Annotated in this window: 11 protein-coding genes; all 11 read right to left on the bottom strand. The window is 70.8% G+C overall.

Annotated features, from left to right (window positions below; translation table 11 throughout):
- Positions 1-2 precede the first annotated feature (2 nt).
- The 11 genes from ACFT9I_RS15400 to ACFT9I_RS15350 all read right to left on the bottom strand — a co-directional run bounded on the left by ACFT9I_RS15400 (position 3) and on the right by ACFT9I_RS15350 (position 15,312).
- The gene (locus tag ACFT9I_RS15400; protein WP_382564411.1) at positions 3-2,897 is read right to left on the bottom strand and encodes a tetratricopeptide repeat protein; all 2,895 of its coding nucleotides are present in this window, start codon (positions 2,895-2,897) and stop codon (positions 3-5) included.
- Positions 2,898-2,997: 100 nt separating this feature from the next.
- Positions 2,998-4,326: a hypothetical protein gene (locus ACFT9I_RS15395; RefSeq protein WP_382564409.1), complete on the bottom strand. Its 1,329-nt coding sequence runs from the start codon at positions 4,324-4,326 to the stop codon at positions 2,998-3,000.
- Positions 4,327-4,419: 93 nt separating this feature from the next.
- Positions 4,420-5,499 carry a glutamate ABC transporter substrate-binding protein gene (locus ACFT9I_RS15390; RefSeq protein WP_382564407.1) on the bottom strand — a complete coding sequence of 360 codons (1,080 nt, stop codon included), beginning with the start codon at positions 5,497-5,499 and terminating at the stop codon, positions 4,420-4,422.
- 11 nt (positions 5,500-5,510) lie between these two features.
- Positions 5,511-6,923, bottom strand: coding sequence for a hypothetical protein (locus ACFT9I_RS15385; RefSeq protein ID WP_382564405.1), 1,413 nt, complete (start codon positions 6,921-6,923; stop codon positions 5,511-5,513).
- A 323-nt stretch (positions 6,924-7,246) separates the two neighbouring features.
- A complete protein-coding gene (locus tag ACFT9I_RS15380) occupies positions 7,247-8,254 on the bottom strand; it encodes an N-acetylglucosamine kinase (protein ID WP_382564403.1) in 1,008 nt (335 codons plus the stop codon).
- A complete protein-coding gene (locus ACFT9I_RS15375; protein ID WP_382564401.1) occupies positions 8,251-9,525 on the bottom strand; it encodes a 6-phospho-beta-glucosidase in 1,275 nt (424 codons plus the stop codon). Before ACFT9I_RS15375 ends, ACFT9I_RS15380 begins: the two co-directional genes overlap by 4 nt.
- Positions 9,526-9,532: 7 nt before the next feature.
- Positions 9,533-10,438 carry a carbohydrate ABC transporter permease gene (locus ACFT9I_RS15370; protein ID WP_382564400.1) on the bottom strand — a complete coding sequence of 302 codons (906 nt, stop codon included), beginning with the start codon at positions 10,436-10,438 and terminating at the stop codon, positions 9,533-9,535.
- Positions 10,439-10,440: 2 nt separating this feature from the next.
- On the bottom strand, positions 10,441-11,382 hold the full coding sequence (locus tag ACFT9I_RS15365) for a carbohydrate ABC transporter permease (protein ID WP_382564399.1): 942 nt from the start codon (positions 11,380-11,382) through the stop codon (positions 10,441-10,443).
- A gap of 20 nt (positions 11,383-11,402) precedes the next feature.
- Positions 11,403-12,737 carry an ABC transporter substrate-binding protein gene (locus ACFT9I_RS15360; protein ID WP_382564397.1) on the bottom strand — a complete coding sequence of 445 codons (1,335 nt, stop codon included), beginning with the start codon at positions 12,735-12,737 and terminating at the stop codon, positions 11,403-11,405.
- A gap of 92 nt (positions 12,738-12,829) precedes the next feature.
- Positions 12,830-13,996: an ROK family protein gene (locus ACFT9I_RS15355; protein WP_382564525.1), complete on the bottom strand. Its 1,167-nt coding sequence runs from the start codon at positions 13,994-13,996 to the stop codon at positions 12,830-12,832.
- A 227-nt stretch (positions 13,997-14,223) separates the two neighbouring features.
- On the bottom strand, positions 14,224-15,312 hold the full coding sequence (locus tag ACFT9I_RS15350) for a mechanosensitive ion channel family protein (RefSeq protein WP_382564396.1): 1,089 nt from the start codon (positions 15,310-15,312) through the stop codon (positions 14,224-14,226).
- Positions 15,313-15,590: the final 278 nt, after the last annotated feature.

Raw genomic sequence — 15,590 nt, 5'->3', positions numbered from 1 at the left:
AATCACACCCACGTCCGGGGGCGGAAGCGGTTGGCCCGCTCCACCAGGTCGATCCTCTCCTCGCCACGTTGAGCGAGCCGGGCAAGCACCCGGTACGAGCGTTCCAGTCCCAAGCGCAGACCGCGCTCGTTCAGTTCGCTGCCGAGCAGCGAGGTCTGTCCGGGCCGATTCCCTGGACCACCGGAGAGTACCCAGTCCAGAGCCGTGCCCAGAACCTCCGTCGACAACTGCTCGCGACGCATCGAGTCCAGACCGAACTGGCCCAGGCGCGAAACCTGGTCGGCCGCCGCTCTCAGATCGTCGATCAGCGGTGTGTCCGCCGTGGCTCCCTGCGGGGCGAGCGGCGACAGCTCGCGCAGGTCACGGCGGCGCAGCCGGGACCGTACGGCCGCGATCCTGGCCGCCGTGTAGTGGATCGACGCCTCGGGGACCGACTCCAGGGTCCGTACGGCTCCGGTCCGGTCGCCCGCCGCGTTCTGCACCCGGGCGAGGCCGAAGGCGGCGCTGACATAGCTCGGGTCCGTCATCCATACGAGGCGGTAGTACTCGGCCGCGTTGTCGAGCTGGCCGAGCAACTCGGCGCAGACTCCGAGCGCCAGCTTCGGCGCGGCCTCGCCCGGGAAGGCGTCGTAGATCGCGTCGAAGGAGAGCGCGGCGATCTCGTTCTCACCCGCCACGAGTGAGGCGACGCCCCGGTACCAGACGACCCGCCAGTCGTCGGCGTGGCGCGCTTCCAGCTCGCTCAACGCCCCGGAGGCCGTGACCAGTTCACCCATCTCCAGCCGGGCGCGCAGCTCGCGCAGCCGGCGCTCCAGGGAGTCGGCGGGCGCCGCCGCGAGCGCGGAGATCAGCTCGGCGGGGGCGGACGCCATCAGACCGGCCAGGAAGCCGGCGTTGGGGTCGTTCGCGTCGACCCGTGGCACCGGCAGCGCCAGCGCGGTGGCGCGCGAGTCGATACGCGCGAGCGGGGCGCCGGTCTCCAGGGCTTCGGCTGCCAGGACGGCGGGGACGGAGCCACCCGGTCCGCCACCGTTCGGTCCGGCTCCGGGGCCTACGCCGGGGCCTACGCCGGGTCCCGCGCCGGGTCCCGCGCCGGGTGCCGCGCCCGGTCCGGTCCGAGGCGCCGGGACGCCGCCCTGCGGGGCGCCGGGCGGGAGCCCAGGGGGTGCCCCGAAGGGCGGCGGGGGCGGCTGGATCGCCGGGTGGCCGGGCAGCGGCGCCGGCACGCCCGTACCCGGGTGGTGGCCGCCGCCCGGGGGCAGCGCGGCCGCGCCGACGGTGCCGATCACGGCCCCGTCGGAGGGACGGTTCGAGGCGTCGTTCACGCTCCCCGCGGCCTTGTCGCGGCGACCGAACAGCCCTGTCCGCTCCGGCTCGGGGCGCAGCCCCAGCCGTGACACGTCCTGCCCGGTGTCGGCGAACAACTGGGTGTCCGTGACGCGCAGTTCCGTGCCGAACAGCGTCGACAGGGCCGGCCGCGGCCGGCCCGTCTGGAGCGCCACGACCTCGCGCAGCACACCCGTCAGCTGCTCGGCCATCTCCTGCGCCGAGGCGAACCGCCGCGCCGGGTCGGGATCCGTCGCACGCACCAGCAGCCGGTAGAACGACTCGTACGTCCGGAACACGTCGATGTTGTCCGGGTCGGGCAGCGAGTCCACGAACACGTTCGTGTAGCCCTGGAAGTCGAACGTCAGCACCGCCAGCGTGCGCGCCACCGTGTACAGGTCGGAGGCCACCGACGGACCGACCTCGGCGACCTCCGGTGCCTGGTAGCCGACGGTGCCGTAGATCGCCGACTCGTCGTCGTCCATCCTGCGGACCGCGCCCATGTCGATGAGCTTGAGCTGGTCCTCGGACTGGATCGCGTTGTCGACCTTGAAGTCGCAGTAGAGCAGATTGCGGCTGTGCAGATGCCCGAGGGCCTCCAGCGCCTCGATGCCGTACGCGCACGCCTGCTCGACCGGCAGCGGGTCGCGCTTGCCGTCGGGGCCGCGCCGCTCGTTGGCGATCTCCTTGAGCGCCTTGCCGCCCACGTACTCCATGACGATGTAGCCGTCCATGGAGCCGGTCCGCTGGTCGAGATGTTCCACGAAGTTGTAGATGCGGACGATGTTGGAGTGCTCGATCTCGGCGAGGAAGCGCCGCTCGGAGATCGCCGCCTCCATGGCGTCCTGGTCACCCGTGTCGAGCAGGCCCTTGAGGACCACCCAGCGGTCGGAGACCGCGCGGTCGACGGCGAGATAGATCCAGCCCAGACCGCCGTGCGCCAGACAGCCCGCGACCTCGTACTGCCCGTGGACGATGTCGCCCTCGCGCAGCTTCGGCATGAACGAGTACGGGTGGCCGCACTTGGTGCAGAACCCCTCCGTACGCCCCGGCCGCTCACCGCGCGAACGGCCCACCGGCGCCCCGCAGTCGGAACGCGAGCAGTACCGCTTGCGCTCCGGGACCTCGGCGCTCGTCATCACGGCCGACCGCGGATCGGGCCTCGGCACGTCCGGTACGGAGACGAGGCCCGCGCCCAGCCGGTTGCGCCCCGACGTGCCGGTGGCGGCGCCGGAACTGCGCACCGACACCGACCGGTTGGAGAGCCGGCCGGACAGCGAACGCGACAGCCGCCCCGAGACCGAACGCCGTGACGTCGACGACCGCGAGGAGGCCCGCGACGACGCGCGGGACGAGCCGCTGCGCGCCGAACCGCTGCCTCGGCCGCTGCCCTTGCCGCTGGCCTTGCTGTCCCTGCCGCCACCGGTGATCCCGGTGGGCGGGGACGACACCATGCCGGTCGGCGAGACGACCGGGGCCAGACCGCAGGTGTCGCAGTACAGCTCACCGCCGCCCATGTCCTCGTACGACCCCTCGCAACCGGGGCGCTGGCATTTCCTCGTCCCGCTCATCGGTCCCCCCGTTCGCTCAAGCCGTCCAGTACGTTCCGCACTGTCCGTACGTGTGATCCGTGCCGTTCGCCCGGATCCCCGCCCCGTGCTCCGCCGACGCTCACGCGGTCCCCCCGCGGTCGGTGGGCCCGGACTGCCGCTGGGCCAGTGCCTCGGCCGCCGCCTGCTGGTAGCGCAGCACCGCCTGCTCGGCGACGCGCAGATCGCAGGGCGCGCTCCACAGCATCCGGCGGGCGGCGTCGTAGCGCTCGGTCAGCACCATGTCCTCGGCGAGCCCGTGCCGGGCCACCTTCGCCTTGTACGCGTCGAGCCTGCCGCGCAGCTCGGCCCGGACCGCGAGCGGTGCCGTGACGGCCGTCAACGACTCGCGCGCCCGGTGCAGTTCGTCCTCGGCCTCGCGCTCCAGGGACTCCAGCAGCGGGGAGAGACGATGCCACTGCGCGTGCCTGCGGTACTCGGCGGCCGTGGACAGCCGCTCCTGGAGCGCCGTCGACGGGCCGCTCACCGCGGGCACCTCGGAGGCGGCGATCTTCGCCAGCACCTCGCCGCGGGCCGACCGGGCCTCGGTGAGCGTACGGTCGGCGCGCGACAGCACGTCCCGCAGCCGCAGCAGCCGCGCCTCCGAGTCCTGACGGACCGTCAGGACGGCGTCGATCTCCCGGCGTACGTCCTCCAGGGCGCGGGCCGCCCGGTCGTAGCGCTCGGTGTCGGGCCTGCCGCCGCCGGGCGCCGAACTGCCGTGCAGCGGCTGCCAGAAGGCCAGCGGATCGGAGATCACCTGGGCGCGCAGCGTGGTCAGCTCGTCGGTGATCGCCTCCAGGTCGTCACCCGCCGGGTGCTCCCCGGGCCGTACCCCGGCGGAGTGCGCCAGCGAACGGGTGCGGTTCAGCTCGGCGGCGAGGAGGTCTATCCGGGCGGGCAGCGCCGACCAGACGGAGTCCGACGCCACGACCATGTCCAGCGACTGCGCGTACAACTCGTTCATCCGCGCGACCAGTTCGGCGAGGGTGAACTGCTCGGAGAGTTTGGCCGGTCCCGTGAGGGACGGGGCCGGGTTGGCCGAGCCCGCGACCGTGACGCTGCGGCCCCGCAGTTTCTCGGTCAGGTCCACCAGATCCTGCTGGTTGAGCCACCGCAGCCGGGCGCGGGCCTCACGGGCGCCGCGCAGGGCGGCGGAGTAGGCGTCGAAGTAGCTCCACAGCAGGGTGATCGCCCGGTCGGTGGTGGCCCAGCGGTCCTTGGTGACTCCGCTGAGGCCGGCCCCTTCGAGCAGCCGCCGTCCCGCGTGGTCCTGGAGGGCGAGCAGGGACGTCTCGATCGCCTCGTGCTCGGCGCCGAGGCGCGCGAGGGCACGATCCGCCTCGTCCCGGTCCATGGCAGGACCGGCCGGCTTCCCCGTCGAGCCGGGGAAGGAGCCCGCGTCGCCCATCGATCACCTCTCCGCTCTGCCCTGACCGCCTCCGTCACCGGTGCGCGGTCCTCGGTCCTGGTCTTCGCGTCCCTCGGTCTCGCTACCCGCTCCTCAGTCCTTGTACTTCGCCTCCGGCGGCGCCTTTATGCCGGGCAGTCCGGCCTCCAGCCACTGCTCGTACGACTTCATCCAGGGGCTGTCGGCACCGCCCGCGCGGTACTCCTCCAGCACGTGGTTGACCCGGCGCACCAGGTCGTCGTTGCCGAGCTTGGCCGCGACGCCGTAGTACTCCTCGGTGAACGGCTCGCCCACCAGCTCGATCGCCGGGTCCTGGGCGGCCTGGCCGGCCGCGAGCGCGTTGTCCGTGACGATCGCGTCGACCTCGCCCATCTGGAGCCGCACCAGGCAGTCCAGTTGGTTCGGCACCGTCAGCTTGTCCTCGTCCTGAGGTGTCCCGTCGTGCTCGTCCTTGTAGATCGCACCGAACGAGTTCTTCACCAACTCGTCGTACGCCGTCGTACTGTCCGCCGAGCAGACACGTTTGCCGGAGAGCGACTCGTCGTACCCCGTGATGTCGGAGTCCTCCTTGGGCGCGAGCACCTGCTGGCCGGCCTGGAAGTAGGCGGTGGAGAAGGCGACCTGCAAACTGCGCGCACAGTTGATCGTCATGGTCCGTACGACCAGGTCGACCCCGCTGTCCGTGGTGGTGTTCAGGGCGTCGACCCGCTGGTTGGTGGGAATGGCGCGGAAGACGATGTCGTCCGGGGAGCCGAGGATGTCCTTGGCGATGGCCCGCGCGAGGTCGATGTCGAAGCCCTGGATGGTCTTGGTGGCGGGGTTGCGGTAGCCCCAGCGGTAGCTGCTCTGGTCGATGCCGACGATCAGATGACCGCGCGCCTTGATCTTGTCGATGGTCGGCCCCTCGTCGGGCTGGGACGACGGCCGCAGACTCCGCTCCGGCTCGACGCACTCCGCGGTCTCGGCGGCGGGCGCGGCTTCGGCGGCGACCTTCCGCGGTTCCCGGCCGTCGTCGGCCCGGTCGGCACGGGACAGGGGCAGCAGGGCGAGCGTCGCGGTCAGCGCGACGACGGCGGCGACGGTGACTCCCGTACGACGGCCCGTCGGCCGGCCGTCGGTCCCCGGCGAACCGTCCGGCTCGCGCGCGTCGTCCGTGTCCGTGGCGGCTTTCATTCCTCCCCCTGTCACCGGTACTCCGAAAGCCTGCGGTTGATACCCAGAATGGCGCAGACCGCACCCAGCAGACCCAGCGCCAGGGCCCCGATCGCCAGGCCGAACAGCGCCCCGCGGCCGGACTTCGCGGCGTCGGTGAACTCCGCCTGCTCGTGGGTGATCGCCTTCTCCAGCTCGCTGTCCACGAGGCCGAACGTCTCGCCCGTCGAGTCCTTCTCGGCGATGACCTTCTCCACGGCGGCGTCGTACTCACCGGCCTTGTCGGTGTCGTTCGCCGACTTGTGCCGTTTCTGCCACTCGGTGGCCTCCTCGCGGGCCTTGGCGACCGGCAGGCGCCCCGCGTCGTCGTCGGCGAGCTTCTTCGCCTTCGCCAGCGCGTCGCCGAGGTTCTTCATATGGGTCTGGTGGTCCACCTCGTACTGGTCCTTCTGCGGCTCGTCGCCCTTCTTCTCGGTGAGGACGGCGCCGCGCGCGACCAGTGTCAGATTCTCGCTCGCGCGGGCCTTCAGCGAGCTGATCCGGGCGTCGTTGAGGACCTTCAGCGACGCCTGCCCGTCCGCGCTCGCGTTGTTCAGCTCGACGCGCGCCACCGTGTGGCCCACCGCCAGCCACAGCAGCACCACGGTGGCGGCGGCCGTCGCCGCCAGCAGACCGTGGTTGAACACCCTGTTCGTCCGAAGGTAGTTGCGGCGCTGCGCCCAGGCGAGGACACCCAGGGCGACGACACCGGCGGCGAGGGCCAGGAACGGCCACACCCGCGCGTCCTCGTGGTCCCGGTCGAGCCGGGCCGTCTCCGACGCGTACAGCTTCTCGGCCGCCGGCAGGATCTCCTTCGTCATCAACTGGTTGGCGTAGCGCAGATAGGCGCCGCCCAGCGGCAGTCCCTGCCGGTTGTTGGCCCGCGCGCGCTCGATCAGGCCGGTGTAGCGCGGCAGTTGCTCGTTGATGGTGGCGATCTGGCGGCCGGAGTCGCTGGAGCTGTCCGTGCTTGTCGCGGCGTCGATCAGCAGCTCGGACGCCGTCCTGATGTCGTCCCGGTACACCTTCTGCACCGTCGCCGGCTCCTGCGCGCCCGCCAGGAAGCCGCTCGACGCGGCCGTGTCGGCGGAGGCCAGCGAGCCGTAGATCTTCGCCGCGACCGCGCTGAGCGGCTGGCTGCGTTCGACGACGTCGTCGGCGGAGGAGTACCGGTCGGAGACCTCGAAAGCCGTCACCGCCCCGAACACCACGACCAGCAGGGCCAGGAGCGCCCCGATGATCTGGAGCCGCCCCGGCTCCGTCGTCGCCGCGGCGCGCAGGCGCTCCCTCCCCTCGGCCCACGCGCCACGCGGCGCGGGTGGCGGCACGGGCGGTGGAGCTGACGGCGCGGGCGCGTGCGTCGGCGCCGGAACAGGCGCTGTGCGCACATTCGGCGGGTATGTCACTTGACCTCCCCCTCGGTCACTGACGACGGCGTCGCGCCCCTCGGCGGACGGAGGGACAAGTCCCGGCCAGCAGTATGGCCGCAGGGACCGCCATCCACACAAGCCTTGACGTGATCTTGTGCGGACGAAGCCCGGCCTTGTGCGGACGAAGCCGGACGATGGAGCACGATCCCCCCACCGTGCTCCCCCCATTCAATACGCCACGGACCCGTGATCGGTTCCCATTCGGAAGGGTCCGATCACGGGTCTCGGAACGTTACGCGCCCGGTGCGCGCCCGGCGTTGGGCGCTCGGGCGCTCGGGCGCTCGCGTCCCCCTCAGGCGTCAGGCGTCGTAGTGCGCCCGCAGCCTGGCGTGCGCCTCCGCGGCGGCGCCGGTGTGGTCCAGCCCCAGCAGCCCGGCACCCAGCACCGGCGGAGCCGCCACCACCCCCACCACGGCCTTCGGCGCGCGCGCCGCCAGCAACTCCCGGATCCCGTCGTCCAGTTGCGGATGCCGGGCCGCCAGCACACTGCCGCCCAGCAGCACCGGCACCTCCTCGTCCAGCAGTCCCAGCCGCTCCAGCGCCACCCCGGCCAGCGCCACCACCTCGGCGGCGAGCCGGTCGACCAGCGACCTGGCCACCGCGTCGCCCGCCGCGCTGGTGGCGAAGAGGACCGGTGCCAGCTCGTGCCTGCGGGCGTACGGGAGATGACCCAGGTGCAGCGCCTCGATCAGCGCGTACACCGAGCCGAGGCCGAAGTGCCCCGGCACCGTACGCACCAGCTCCGTCGGCTCACCCCGCCCGTCCTCGGCGCGCGCCGCGAACCAGAGCGCCTCCTCGGACAGCCCGGAACCGCCGCCCCAGTCGCCGGAGATCCGGCCGATGGCGGGGAAGCGCGCCGTACGGCCGTCCGGCAGCATGCCCACGCAGTTGATACCCGCGCCGCACACGACGGCGACTCCGCGCGGTTCGGCGCCGCCGGGCAGCCCGGCACGCAGTATCGCGAACGTGTCGTTGCGCACCTCGGTGGTACGGCCCCAGCCGCGCCGCTGCACCGCCGCCGCCAACTCCCGCTCCTCCACCGGAAGATCGGCGTTGGCCAGACACGCGGAGACATGCCCGACGATCCCCTCCGTACGGAGGCCCGCGTCGGCCGCCGCGTCGGCGACGATCGCGGCCAGCCGGTCGATCGCCGGCTCCACGCCGATGACCGGCGGCTGGAAGCCGCCGCCGCGCGCCGCGCCGAGCACATACCCGTCGGCACCGATCACGGTCACATCGGTCTTGCTGTTCCCGGCGTCGACGGCCAGGACGCTGCCGCGCCCCGCCGCCGGCCCGGTCCGGCTCATGCCCACGCGAGATGCTCCCGGTTGTGCGCGATCAGGCGGTCGGTGAGGCCCTCGGCGTACTCGTACTGACCGATCAACGGGTGGGACAGCAGCGCCTTGTAGACGCGGTCGCGCCCACCGTGCAGCGCGGCCTGGAGCGCCAGGTCCTCGTACGCGGTGACATTGGCGATCAGCCCCGCGAACAGCGGGTCGACCGCGGGCACGGCCAGCGGCGTCGCCCCCGAGGCGTCGACCCTGGCCTGCACCTCGATCACCGCGTCGTCGGCGAGGAACGGCAGCGTGCCGTTGTTGTACGTGTTGACGACCTGGATGGGGCTGCCGCCGCTGCCCGCGTCGCCCAGCAGCGACGCGGCGAGATCGACCGCGGCCTCGCTGTAGAAGGCGCCGCCGCGCTTGGCCAGCAGCTCGGGCTTCTCGTCCAGCGCCGGGTCGCCGTACATGGCGAGCAACTGCGCCTCCATCTCGGCCACTTCAGCGGCCCGCGACGGCTTGGTGCCCAGCTCCCGGACGACCTCGTCGTGCGCGTAGAAGTAGCGCAGGTAGTAGGAGGGCACCACGCCGAGGGTGTCGAGCACCCGGCGCGGCAGCCGCAGGTCGGCCGCGATCGCGTCGCCGTGCTCGGCGATCAGCTTCGGCAGCACGTCCTCGCCGTCGGGGCCGCCGAGCCGTACGCTCCGCTCCCAGGTCAGATGGTTCAGCCCGATGTGCTCCAGATGGACGGCCGACGGGGCGACGTCCAGCAGCTTCGCGAACTTCCGCTGGAAGCCGATCGCGACGTTGCACAGCCCGATTGCCTTGTGCCCGGCCTGGAGCAGGGCGCGCGTCACGATGCCCACCGGGTTGGTGAAGTCGATGATCCACGCGTCCGGGTTGGCGCGCCGTACCCGCTCGGCGATGTCCAGGACGACCGGCACCGTACGCAGCGCCTTGGCGAGACCGCCCGCGCCCGTCGTCTCCTGGCCGACGCAGCCGCACTCCAGCGGCCATGTCTCGTCCTGCTGCCGCGCGGCCTGTCCGCCGACGCGCAGTTGGAGCAGGACGGCGTCGGCGCCGGCCACGCCCGCGTCCAGGTCGGACGTCGTGACGATCTTTCCGGGGTGCCCCTGCTTGGCGAAGATCCGCCGGGCGAGACCGCCCACCAGCTCCAGACGGTCGGCCGCCGGGTCGACGAGCACGAGTTCACTGATCGGGAGCGTGTCCCTCAACCGGGCGAAGCCGTCGATCAACTCAGGTGTATAGGTGGACCCGCCACCCACTACTGCGAGCTTCATTGTTCTTCTAGCCCTTCACTCCGGTCAGTGTGACGCCCTCGACGAAAGCCTTCTGTGCGAAGAAGAAGACGAGGATCACGGGGGCCATGACCAGTACGGTCGCGGCCATGGTCAGATTCCAGTCGGTGTGGTGCGCGCCCTTGAAGGATTCCAGCCCGTAACTGAGCGTCCACGCGGCCGGGTTCTCCGACGCGTAGATCTGCGGGCCGAAGTAGTCGTTCCACGCGTAGAAGAACTGGAACAGCGCCACGGCGGCGATGCCCGGCTTCGCCATCGGCAGGACGACCCTGAGCAGCGTACGGAACTCACCGCAGCCGTCGACGCGGGCCGCGTCCAGGTACTCGTTGGGGATCGTGAGCAGGAACTGCCTCAGCAGGAAGATGGAGAACGCGTCGCCGAACGCCATCGGGATGATCAGCGGCCAGAGCGTGCCCGACAGGTCGAACTGCTTCGCCCAGAAGAGATACATCGGAATGATGATCACCTGGGGCGGCAGCATCATCATCGAGATGACCAGCATCAGCGACAACTGCCGCCCGCGGAAGCGGAACTTGGCCAGCGCGTACGCCACCGGGATCGAGGAGGCCACCGACAGCAGGGTCCCGAGCCCCGCGTACAGCAGGGTGTTCTTCCACCAGGTCAGAAAGCCCGGCGTGTCGAAGACCTTGGCGTAGTTGCCCCACTCCCAGCTGTTCGGGGTGAGGTCGCGGGTGAGTGCCTGCTGGTCGCTCATCACCGAGGTGAGGAAGAGGAAGACGAACGGCAGGACGAAGAACAGCGCCGCCGCGACACCGAGCGAGTGCACGGCGATCCAGTGCAGCACCGCCTTGCGGCGCGCGGTACGCGCCGCCGGTGTCAGTCCGTCCGACTGCTTCAGCGGCCGGTCGGGCGCGTGAGTGAGTTGCTGGGACATGGTCAGTCACCCGTTCCGATCAGTCCGCCGCGACGCCGCATCAGGAACGCGGTGAAGACCATGGCCAGGGCGAACAGGACGAGCGCGACGACGCAGGCGGCGCCGTAGTCGAAGCGCTGGAAGCCGAGGTTGTAGACGAGCTGCGGCAGGGTCAGCGTCGACTTGTCCGGGTAGCCGGGCTCGAACTGCTGGCCCGAGCCGCCGATCACGCCGGAGGCGACCTTGCCGGCGACCAGTGGCTGTGTGTAGTACTGCATCGCCTGGATCACGCCCGTGACCACGGCGAACAGCACGATCGGCGAGATGTTCGGCAGCGTCACGAAGCGGAAGCGCTGCCACGCCGACGTGCCGTCCAGCTCGGCCGCCTCGTACTGCTCCTTCGGTACGTCGAGCAGCGCGGCCATGAAGATGACCATCAGGTCGCCGATGCCCCAGACGGCCAGCGCCGTGAGCGCCGGCTTGGACCAGGAGGCGTCGTTGAACCAGCCCGGCGTGGGCAGCCCCAGGTCGCCGAGGATCGTGTTGACCGGCCCCGTACCGGGGTTGAGGAGGAACACGAAGGCCAGCGTGGCCGCGACGGGCGGCGCCAGGTACGGCAGGTAGAACAGGGTCCGGAAGACCCCGGTGCCCGTCTTGATCTTGGTGATCAGCATGCCGACGCCGAGACCGAACACGACCCGGCAGGTGACCATCACCAGGACCAGCCACAGGGTGTTGCGCAGCGACGGCCAGAACATCGGGTAGTCGCTGAAGACGTACGACCAGTTCCCGAGCCCGTTCCAGACGGGGGAGTTGAAACCGTCGTACTTCATGAAGGAGAAGTACACGGTCGAGACGAGCGGATAGGCGAAGAAGACCGTGAACCCGATCAACCAGGGCGACATGAACGCCACCGTCCGAAGGGCGCTCCTGCGCCGCTTCGAACGCAGCGTGTTGCTGGACATCAGCGGACCTCCTCGGCCTGCTACTTGGCCTGCTCGATGTCGCGGTCGATCTGCTTCGCCGTCTTCTCCAGGCCCTCCTGGAGGTCCTTCACGGAGCCCTTCTCGTACTGGAAGCCGAAGTCCTGGAGCGTCTGCTGGTACGTCGCGCCGTTGATCGCGCCGTCGGGGGTGTTGGACTTCGGGTGCTGCGCGATGTCGAGGAACGTCTTGAAGCGCGGGTCGAACTTCAGGTCGGGCGACTTGAGCGCGGCGAGCGTGGAGGGCACGTTGTTGATGCCGTTGGCGAACTCCACGACCGCCTTGGTGTCGGTGGTCATGTACTTCACCAGCTCCCACGCGGCGTTCTGCTTCTTGCTCTGCGGCGCGATGCCCATGATCGTGCCGGAGAGGAAGCCCTTGCCGTAGCTGTCGGCCTCGTCGTCGGCGACGGGCATCGGGGCCACACCGATCTCGAAGTCGACGCCCGCGTCCTCGGCCATGCCGAGCCGCCACTCGCCGTCCAGCTGCATCGCGACCTGACCGGTGTGGAAGGGGTGCTTGGCGCCCCACTCGTCACCGAAGGTGCTGCGGTACTTCTCCAGCTTGTTGAAGCCGCCCAGGTCCTCGACGAGCTTCTTCTGGTACGTGAACATCTTGGCGAAGGCCGGGTCCTTGGCGATGTTGGACTTGCCGTCCTTGTCGAAGTACGCGTGGTCCCAGCTCGACATGTAGTGGTCGACGACCGTCTCGTAGCCGTGGTACGTCGGCATCATGCCGACCTGCTCGTAGGTGTCGCCCTTGGGCTTGGTGAGCTTCTTGGCGACCTCGGCCAGCTCGGACATCGTCTTCGGCGGGGCCGTGATGCCCGCCTCCTTGAAGGCGTCCTTGTTGTAGTACAGCCCGTACGCGTCGCTGAGCAGCGGCAGCGCGCAGCGGTCGCCCTCGAACTCGGTGTACTGGAGCAGCACCTTCGGGAACGTCTTCTCCAGGTCGATCTTGTCCTTCTTTATGAAGGGCTCAAGATCGGCGAAGGCGCCGGACGAGCAGAACTTGCCGACGTTGGAGGTGGTGAAGGACGACACGACGTCCGGGCCCTTCGAACCGCCCGCGCGCAGCGCCTGGTTGAGCTTGTCGTCGTTGATGTTGCCGACGACGTTGACCTTGATGTTCGGGTGGGCGTCCTCGAACCGGTCGATGTTCTCCTTGATCGCCTTGACCTCGGAGGGCGCGCTCCAGCCGTGCCAGAAGGTGATCGTGGTCTTGGCGTTCGGGTCGTCCGAGGCGGAGTCGCCGGACTGCCCCGTACACGCGGCGGTGAGGACGGACAGTGCGGCGACCGCGACGGCGGAAGCGGTCAGACGGCGGTTTCTGGGCATGACGGAACTCCCGGTGTCGGTCGGGTCCTGAAAGGGATGTGGTGGGGTCGTGAGGGGGCTTGGGGTCTGGGGGCCCGGAGGCCGGGGGCGGGTCAGCGGGAGGTGTCGAAGACCTCGTCGCGGGTGGTCGCCAGCGCGCTCTCCAGCGCGCCGCGCAACACGGGATCCCGCTGTACCTCGCCGATGAGCAGCCGGGGTCTGGAGGCGGCCAGTTCGGCGAGTTCCGCCTGGACGAGGGCGCGCAGCGGTTCTCCGCCGGCGGCGGTCACCCCGCCCGCGAGGACGATGAGTTCGGGGTCGAGCACCGCGGTCACGGACGCGAGGCCGGTGGCGAGCCGCTGCGCGAACAGCCGCAGCAGCTCGGCCAGCCGCGGGTCCTCCTCGTGTCCGGCGGCGGCCTTCGTAAGGAGGGCGGCGGCGACGTCCGCGTACGGCTGCTCCGGCGTCTCGATGCCGAGACTGCGGGCGAGACGGGGTACGGACTGGGCGCCCGCCAGTTCCTGGAAGCCGCCGCTGTTGGCCTTGACCACCTGGCGTACGAGGGGAGTGCCCGGCACCGGCAGGAAGCCGACCTCGCCGGCGCCGCCGGTGAAGCCGCGGTGCAGCCGGCCGTTGATGACGAGGGCGGCGCCGAGACCTTCCTCGTTCCACAGGAGGACGAAGTCGTCGTTGCCGCGGGCCGCGCCCAGGCGCTGTTCGGCGACCGCCGCGAGGTTCACGTCGTTCTCGTACTCGACGGGCATCGGCAGGGCGGCGGCCAGTTCGTCGAGCAGCGTGGGGGAGTGCCAGCCGGGCAGGTGCGAGGCGTACCGCAGCCGCCCGGTGGACGGGTCGAAGGCGCCCGGCGTACCGATCACGACGCGGTGCACGTCGCCGCGCGCCAGACCGGCGGCCTTGACGGCGCCCTCCAGCGCGTCGGTCACCCGTGTCACGACGCTGTCGCCGGGCCGGCGCCCCGGCGTGGGCAGTTCGAACCGGCCGACGGTGGCGCCGGTGATGTCCGCGACGGCGGCGAGGACGCGCTGCGGGTTCACGTCGAGCCCGGCGGCGTGGGCGGCGCCCGCGTTCACCGCGTACAGCTGGGCGTTGGGGCCCGGACGGCCCTCGGTGGTGCCGGTGGCGACGACGAGACCGGCCGCCTCCAGGCGGGCCAGCAACTGGGACGCCGTGGGCTTGGAGAGACCGGTCAGTTTGCCGATCCGGGTACGGGAGAGGGTGCCGTGCGCCAGCAGCAGGTCGAGCGCGGCACGGTCGTTCATCGCACGCAGGACGCGTGGTGTGCCCGGGGACGGCGTGGACGGATCGCTCACGGCGTGTGCACCTGCCCTTCGGCGACTGCTCTCCCTGTGTCGTGTTCGCGACACTGTTAGGAAAGTTTCCTATTTGATGGGAGGAAAGTAGGCCGGGCGTCAGGGAGCAGTCAATACCCGCAGAACGTGCAGCACCCCGCGGCAACCAAAGCGTTACCTGCGGGGTGCGTGTTCGACTACTTCGACAGGTTGGGATTGGCGCCGGGGCCGGCGGCCTGCTGCGGCGGTATCGGCGACGCCGCGAGGGACTGCGGCGACGTGGGGCTCGCCAGCGCCGACGGCGCGGCCACACCGGCCGACGGGTCGGCCGTGGCCGCCTCCGTGCCCGCCAGGGGCAGTCCGCCGACGATCTGGATGCCGGCCTCGTCGAAGGCCTGCTTGATCCGCCAGCGCAGCTCGCGCTCCACACCCAGCGCCTTGCCCGGCATCGTCTTGGCGGTCACCCGAATCGTCATCGATTCGAGCAGGACGGAGTCCAGGCCCAGGATCTCGACCGGGCCCCACAGCCGCTCCGCCCAGGGATCCTCCTTCGCCATCTTCTCCGCGACCGCGGTGATGACGTCGCGGACCTTGTCCAGATCCTCGGTCGGCCGGACCGTCACATCGACACCGGCCGTGGCCCAGCCCTGGCTCAGGTTGCCGATCCGCTTCACCTCGCCGTTGCGGACGTACCAGATCTCGCCGTCGTCGCCGCGCAGCTTGGTCACCCGCAGCCCGACCTCGATGACCTCGCCGGACGCGACGCCCGCGTCGATGGTGTCGCCCACGCCGTACTGGTCCTCCAGGATCATGAAGACGCCGGAGAGGAAGTCGGTGACGAGATTGCGCGCGCCGAAGCCCAGGGCCACACCGGCGACCCCCGCCGATGCCAGCAGCGGGGCCAGATTGATGTTCAGCGCCCCGAGCGCCATCAGCGCGGCCGTGCCCAGGATTGTGAACGACGTCACCGACCGGAGCACGGAGCCGATGGCCTCGGAGCGCTGTCGGCGCCGTTCCGCGTTGACCAGGAGGCCGCCGAGGGCCGTGCCCTCGACCGCCGTGGCGCTGCGGTTCATCCGCGCTATCAGCTTGGTGATGGTGCGCCGCAGGACATGGCGCAGGACGAGCGCGATGACCATGATCAGCAGGATGCGCAGGCCGATACTCAGCCAGGTGGACCAGTTCTGCTCCACCCAGCCCGCGGCGTCGTTGGCCCGTTCCGCGGCCTCGTCGAGTGTGGCGGGCCCGGACGAGGGGTCCGGGGCCGGCGGGGCGGACAGGGACACGGCGGGAACCTCCTGGAAACACGGGCGGGACCAACCACACTAACGGGGCATCGCGTGTGGGCCGTCGCCGTGCGGGAGGGAGAGACACTCCTCACCCGCCGGCACCGGGCGAAGTCCCAGGAAGGCGCGGGGGCGGGGACACGCCAGGTCAGGGGTCGTGGGGGGCGTGTGGGCGAAAACACTCCGAGCCCGTTACCAAGACGTGGTGGCGTTTCGACCAGGCATGAGGAGAGACTGAGACAGATCGTCCCGGCGCGAGCCACGCGCCGCCGGCGTAA

Source organism: Streptomyces sp. NPDC057137, from assembly GCF_042670825.1.
Classification (GTDB): domain Bacteria; phylum Actinomycetota; class Actinomycetes; order Streptomycetales; family Streptomycetaceae; genus Streptomyces.
The sequence above is the reverse complement of the archived record's forward strand: the minus strand, read 5'-3'. Positions and strand labels throughout refer to the sequence as shown.

Excerpts from the sequence above, each read along its gene's own strand:
- ACFT9I_RS15400 (WP_382564411.1), bottom strand. The coding sequence starts at position 2,897 with ATGAGCGGGACGAGGAAATGCCAGCGCCCCGGTTGCGAGGGGTCGTAC.
- ACFT9I_RS15395 (WP_382564409.1), bottom strand. The coding sequence starts at position 4,326 with ATGGGCGACGCGGGCTCCTTCCCCGGCTCGACGGGGAAGCCGGCCGGT.
- ACFT9I_RS15390 (WP_382564407.1), bottom strand. The coding sequence starts at position 5,499 with ATGAAAGCCGCCACGGACACGGACGACGCGCGCGAGCCGGACGGTTCG.
- ACFT9I_RS15380 (WP_382564403.1), bottom strand. The coding sequence starts at position 8,254 with ATGAGCCGGACCGGGCCGGCGGCGGGGCGCGGCAGCGTCCTGGCCGTC.
- ACFT9I_RS15375 (WP_382564401.1), bottom strand. The coding sequence starts at position 9,525 with ATGAAGCTCGCAGTAGTGGGTGGCGGGTCCACCTATACACCTGAGTTG.
- ACFT9I_RS15370 (WP_382564400.1), bottom strand. The coding sequence starts at position 10,438 with ATGTCCCAGCAACTCACTCACGCGCCCGACCGGCCGCTGAAGCAGTCG.
- ACFT9I_RS15365 (WP_382564399.1), bottom strand. The coding sequence starts at position 11,382 with ATGTCCAGCAACACGCTGCGTTCGAAGCGGCGCAGGAGCGCCCTTCGG.
- ACFT9I_RS15360 (WP_382564397.1), bottom strand. The coding sequence starts at position 12,737 with ATGCCCAGAAACCGCCGTCTGACCGCTTCCGCCGTCGCGGTCGCCGCA.
- ACFT9I_RS15355 (WP_382564525.1), bottom strand. The coding sequence starts at position 13,996 with ATGAACGACCGTGCCGCGCTCGACCTGCTGCTGGCGCACGGCACCCTC.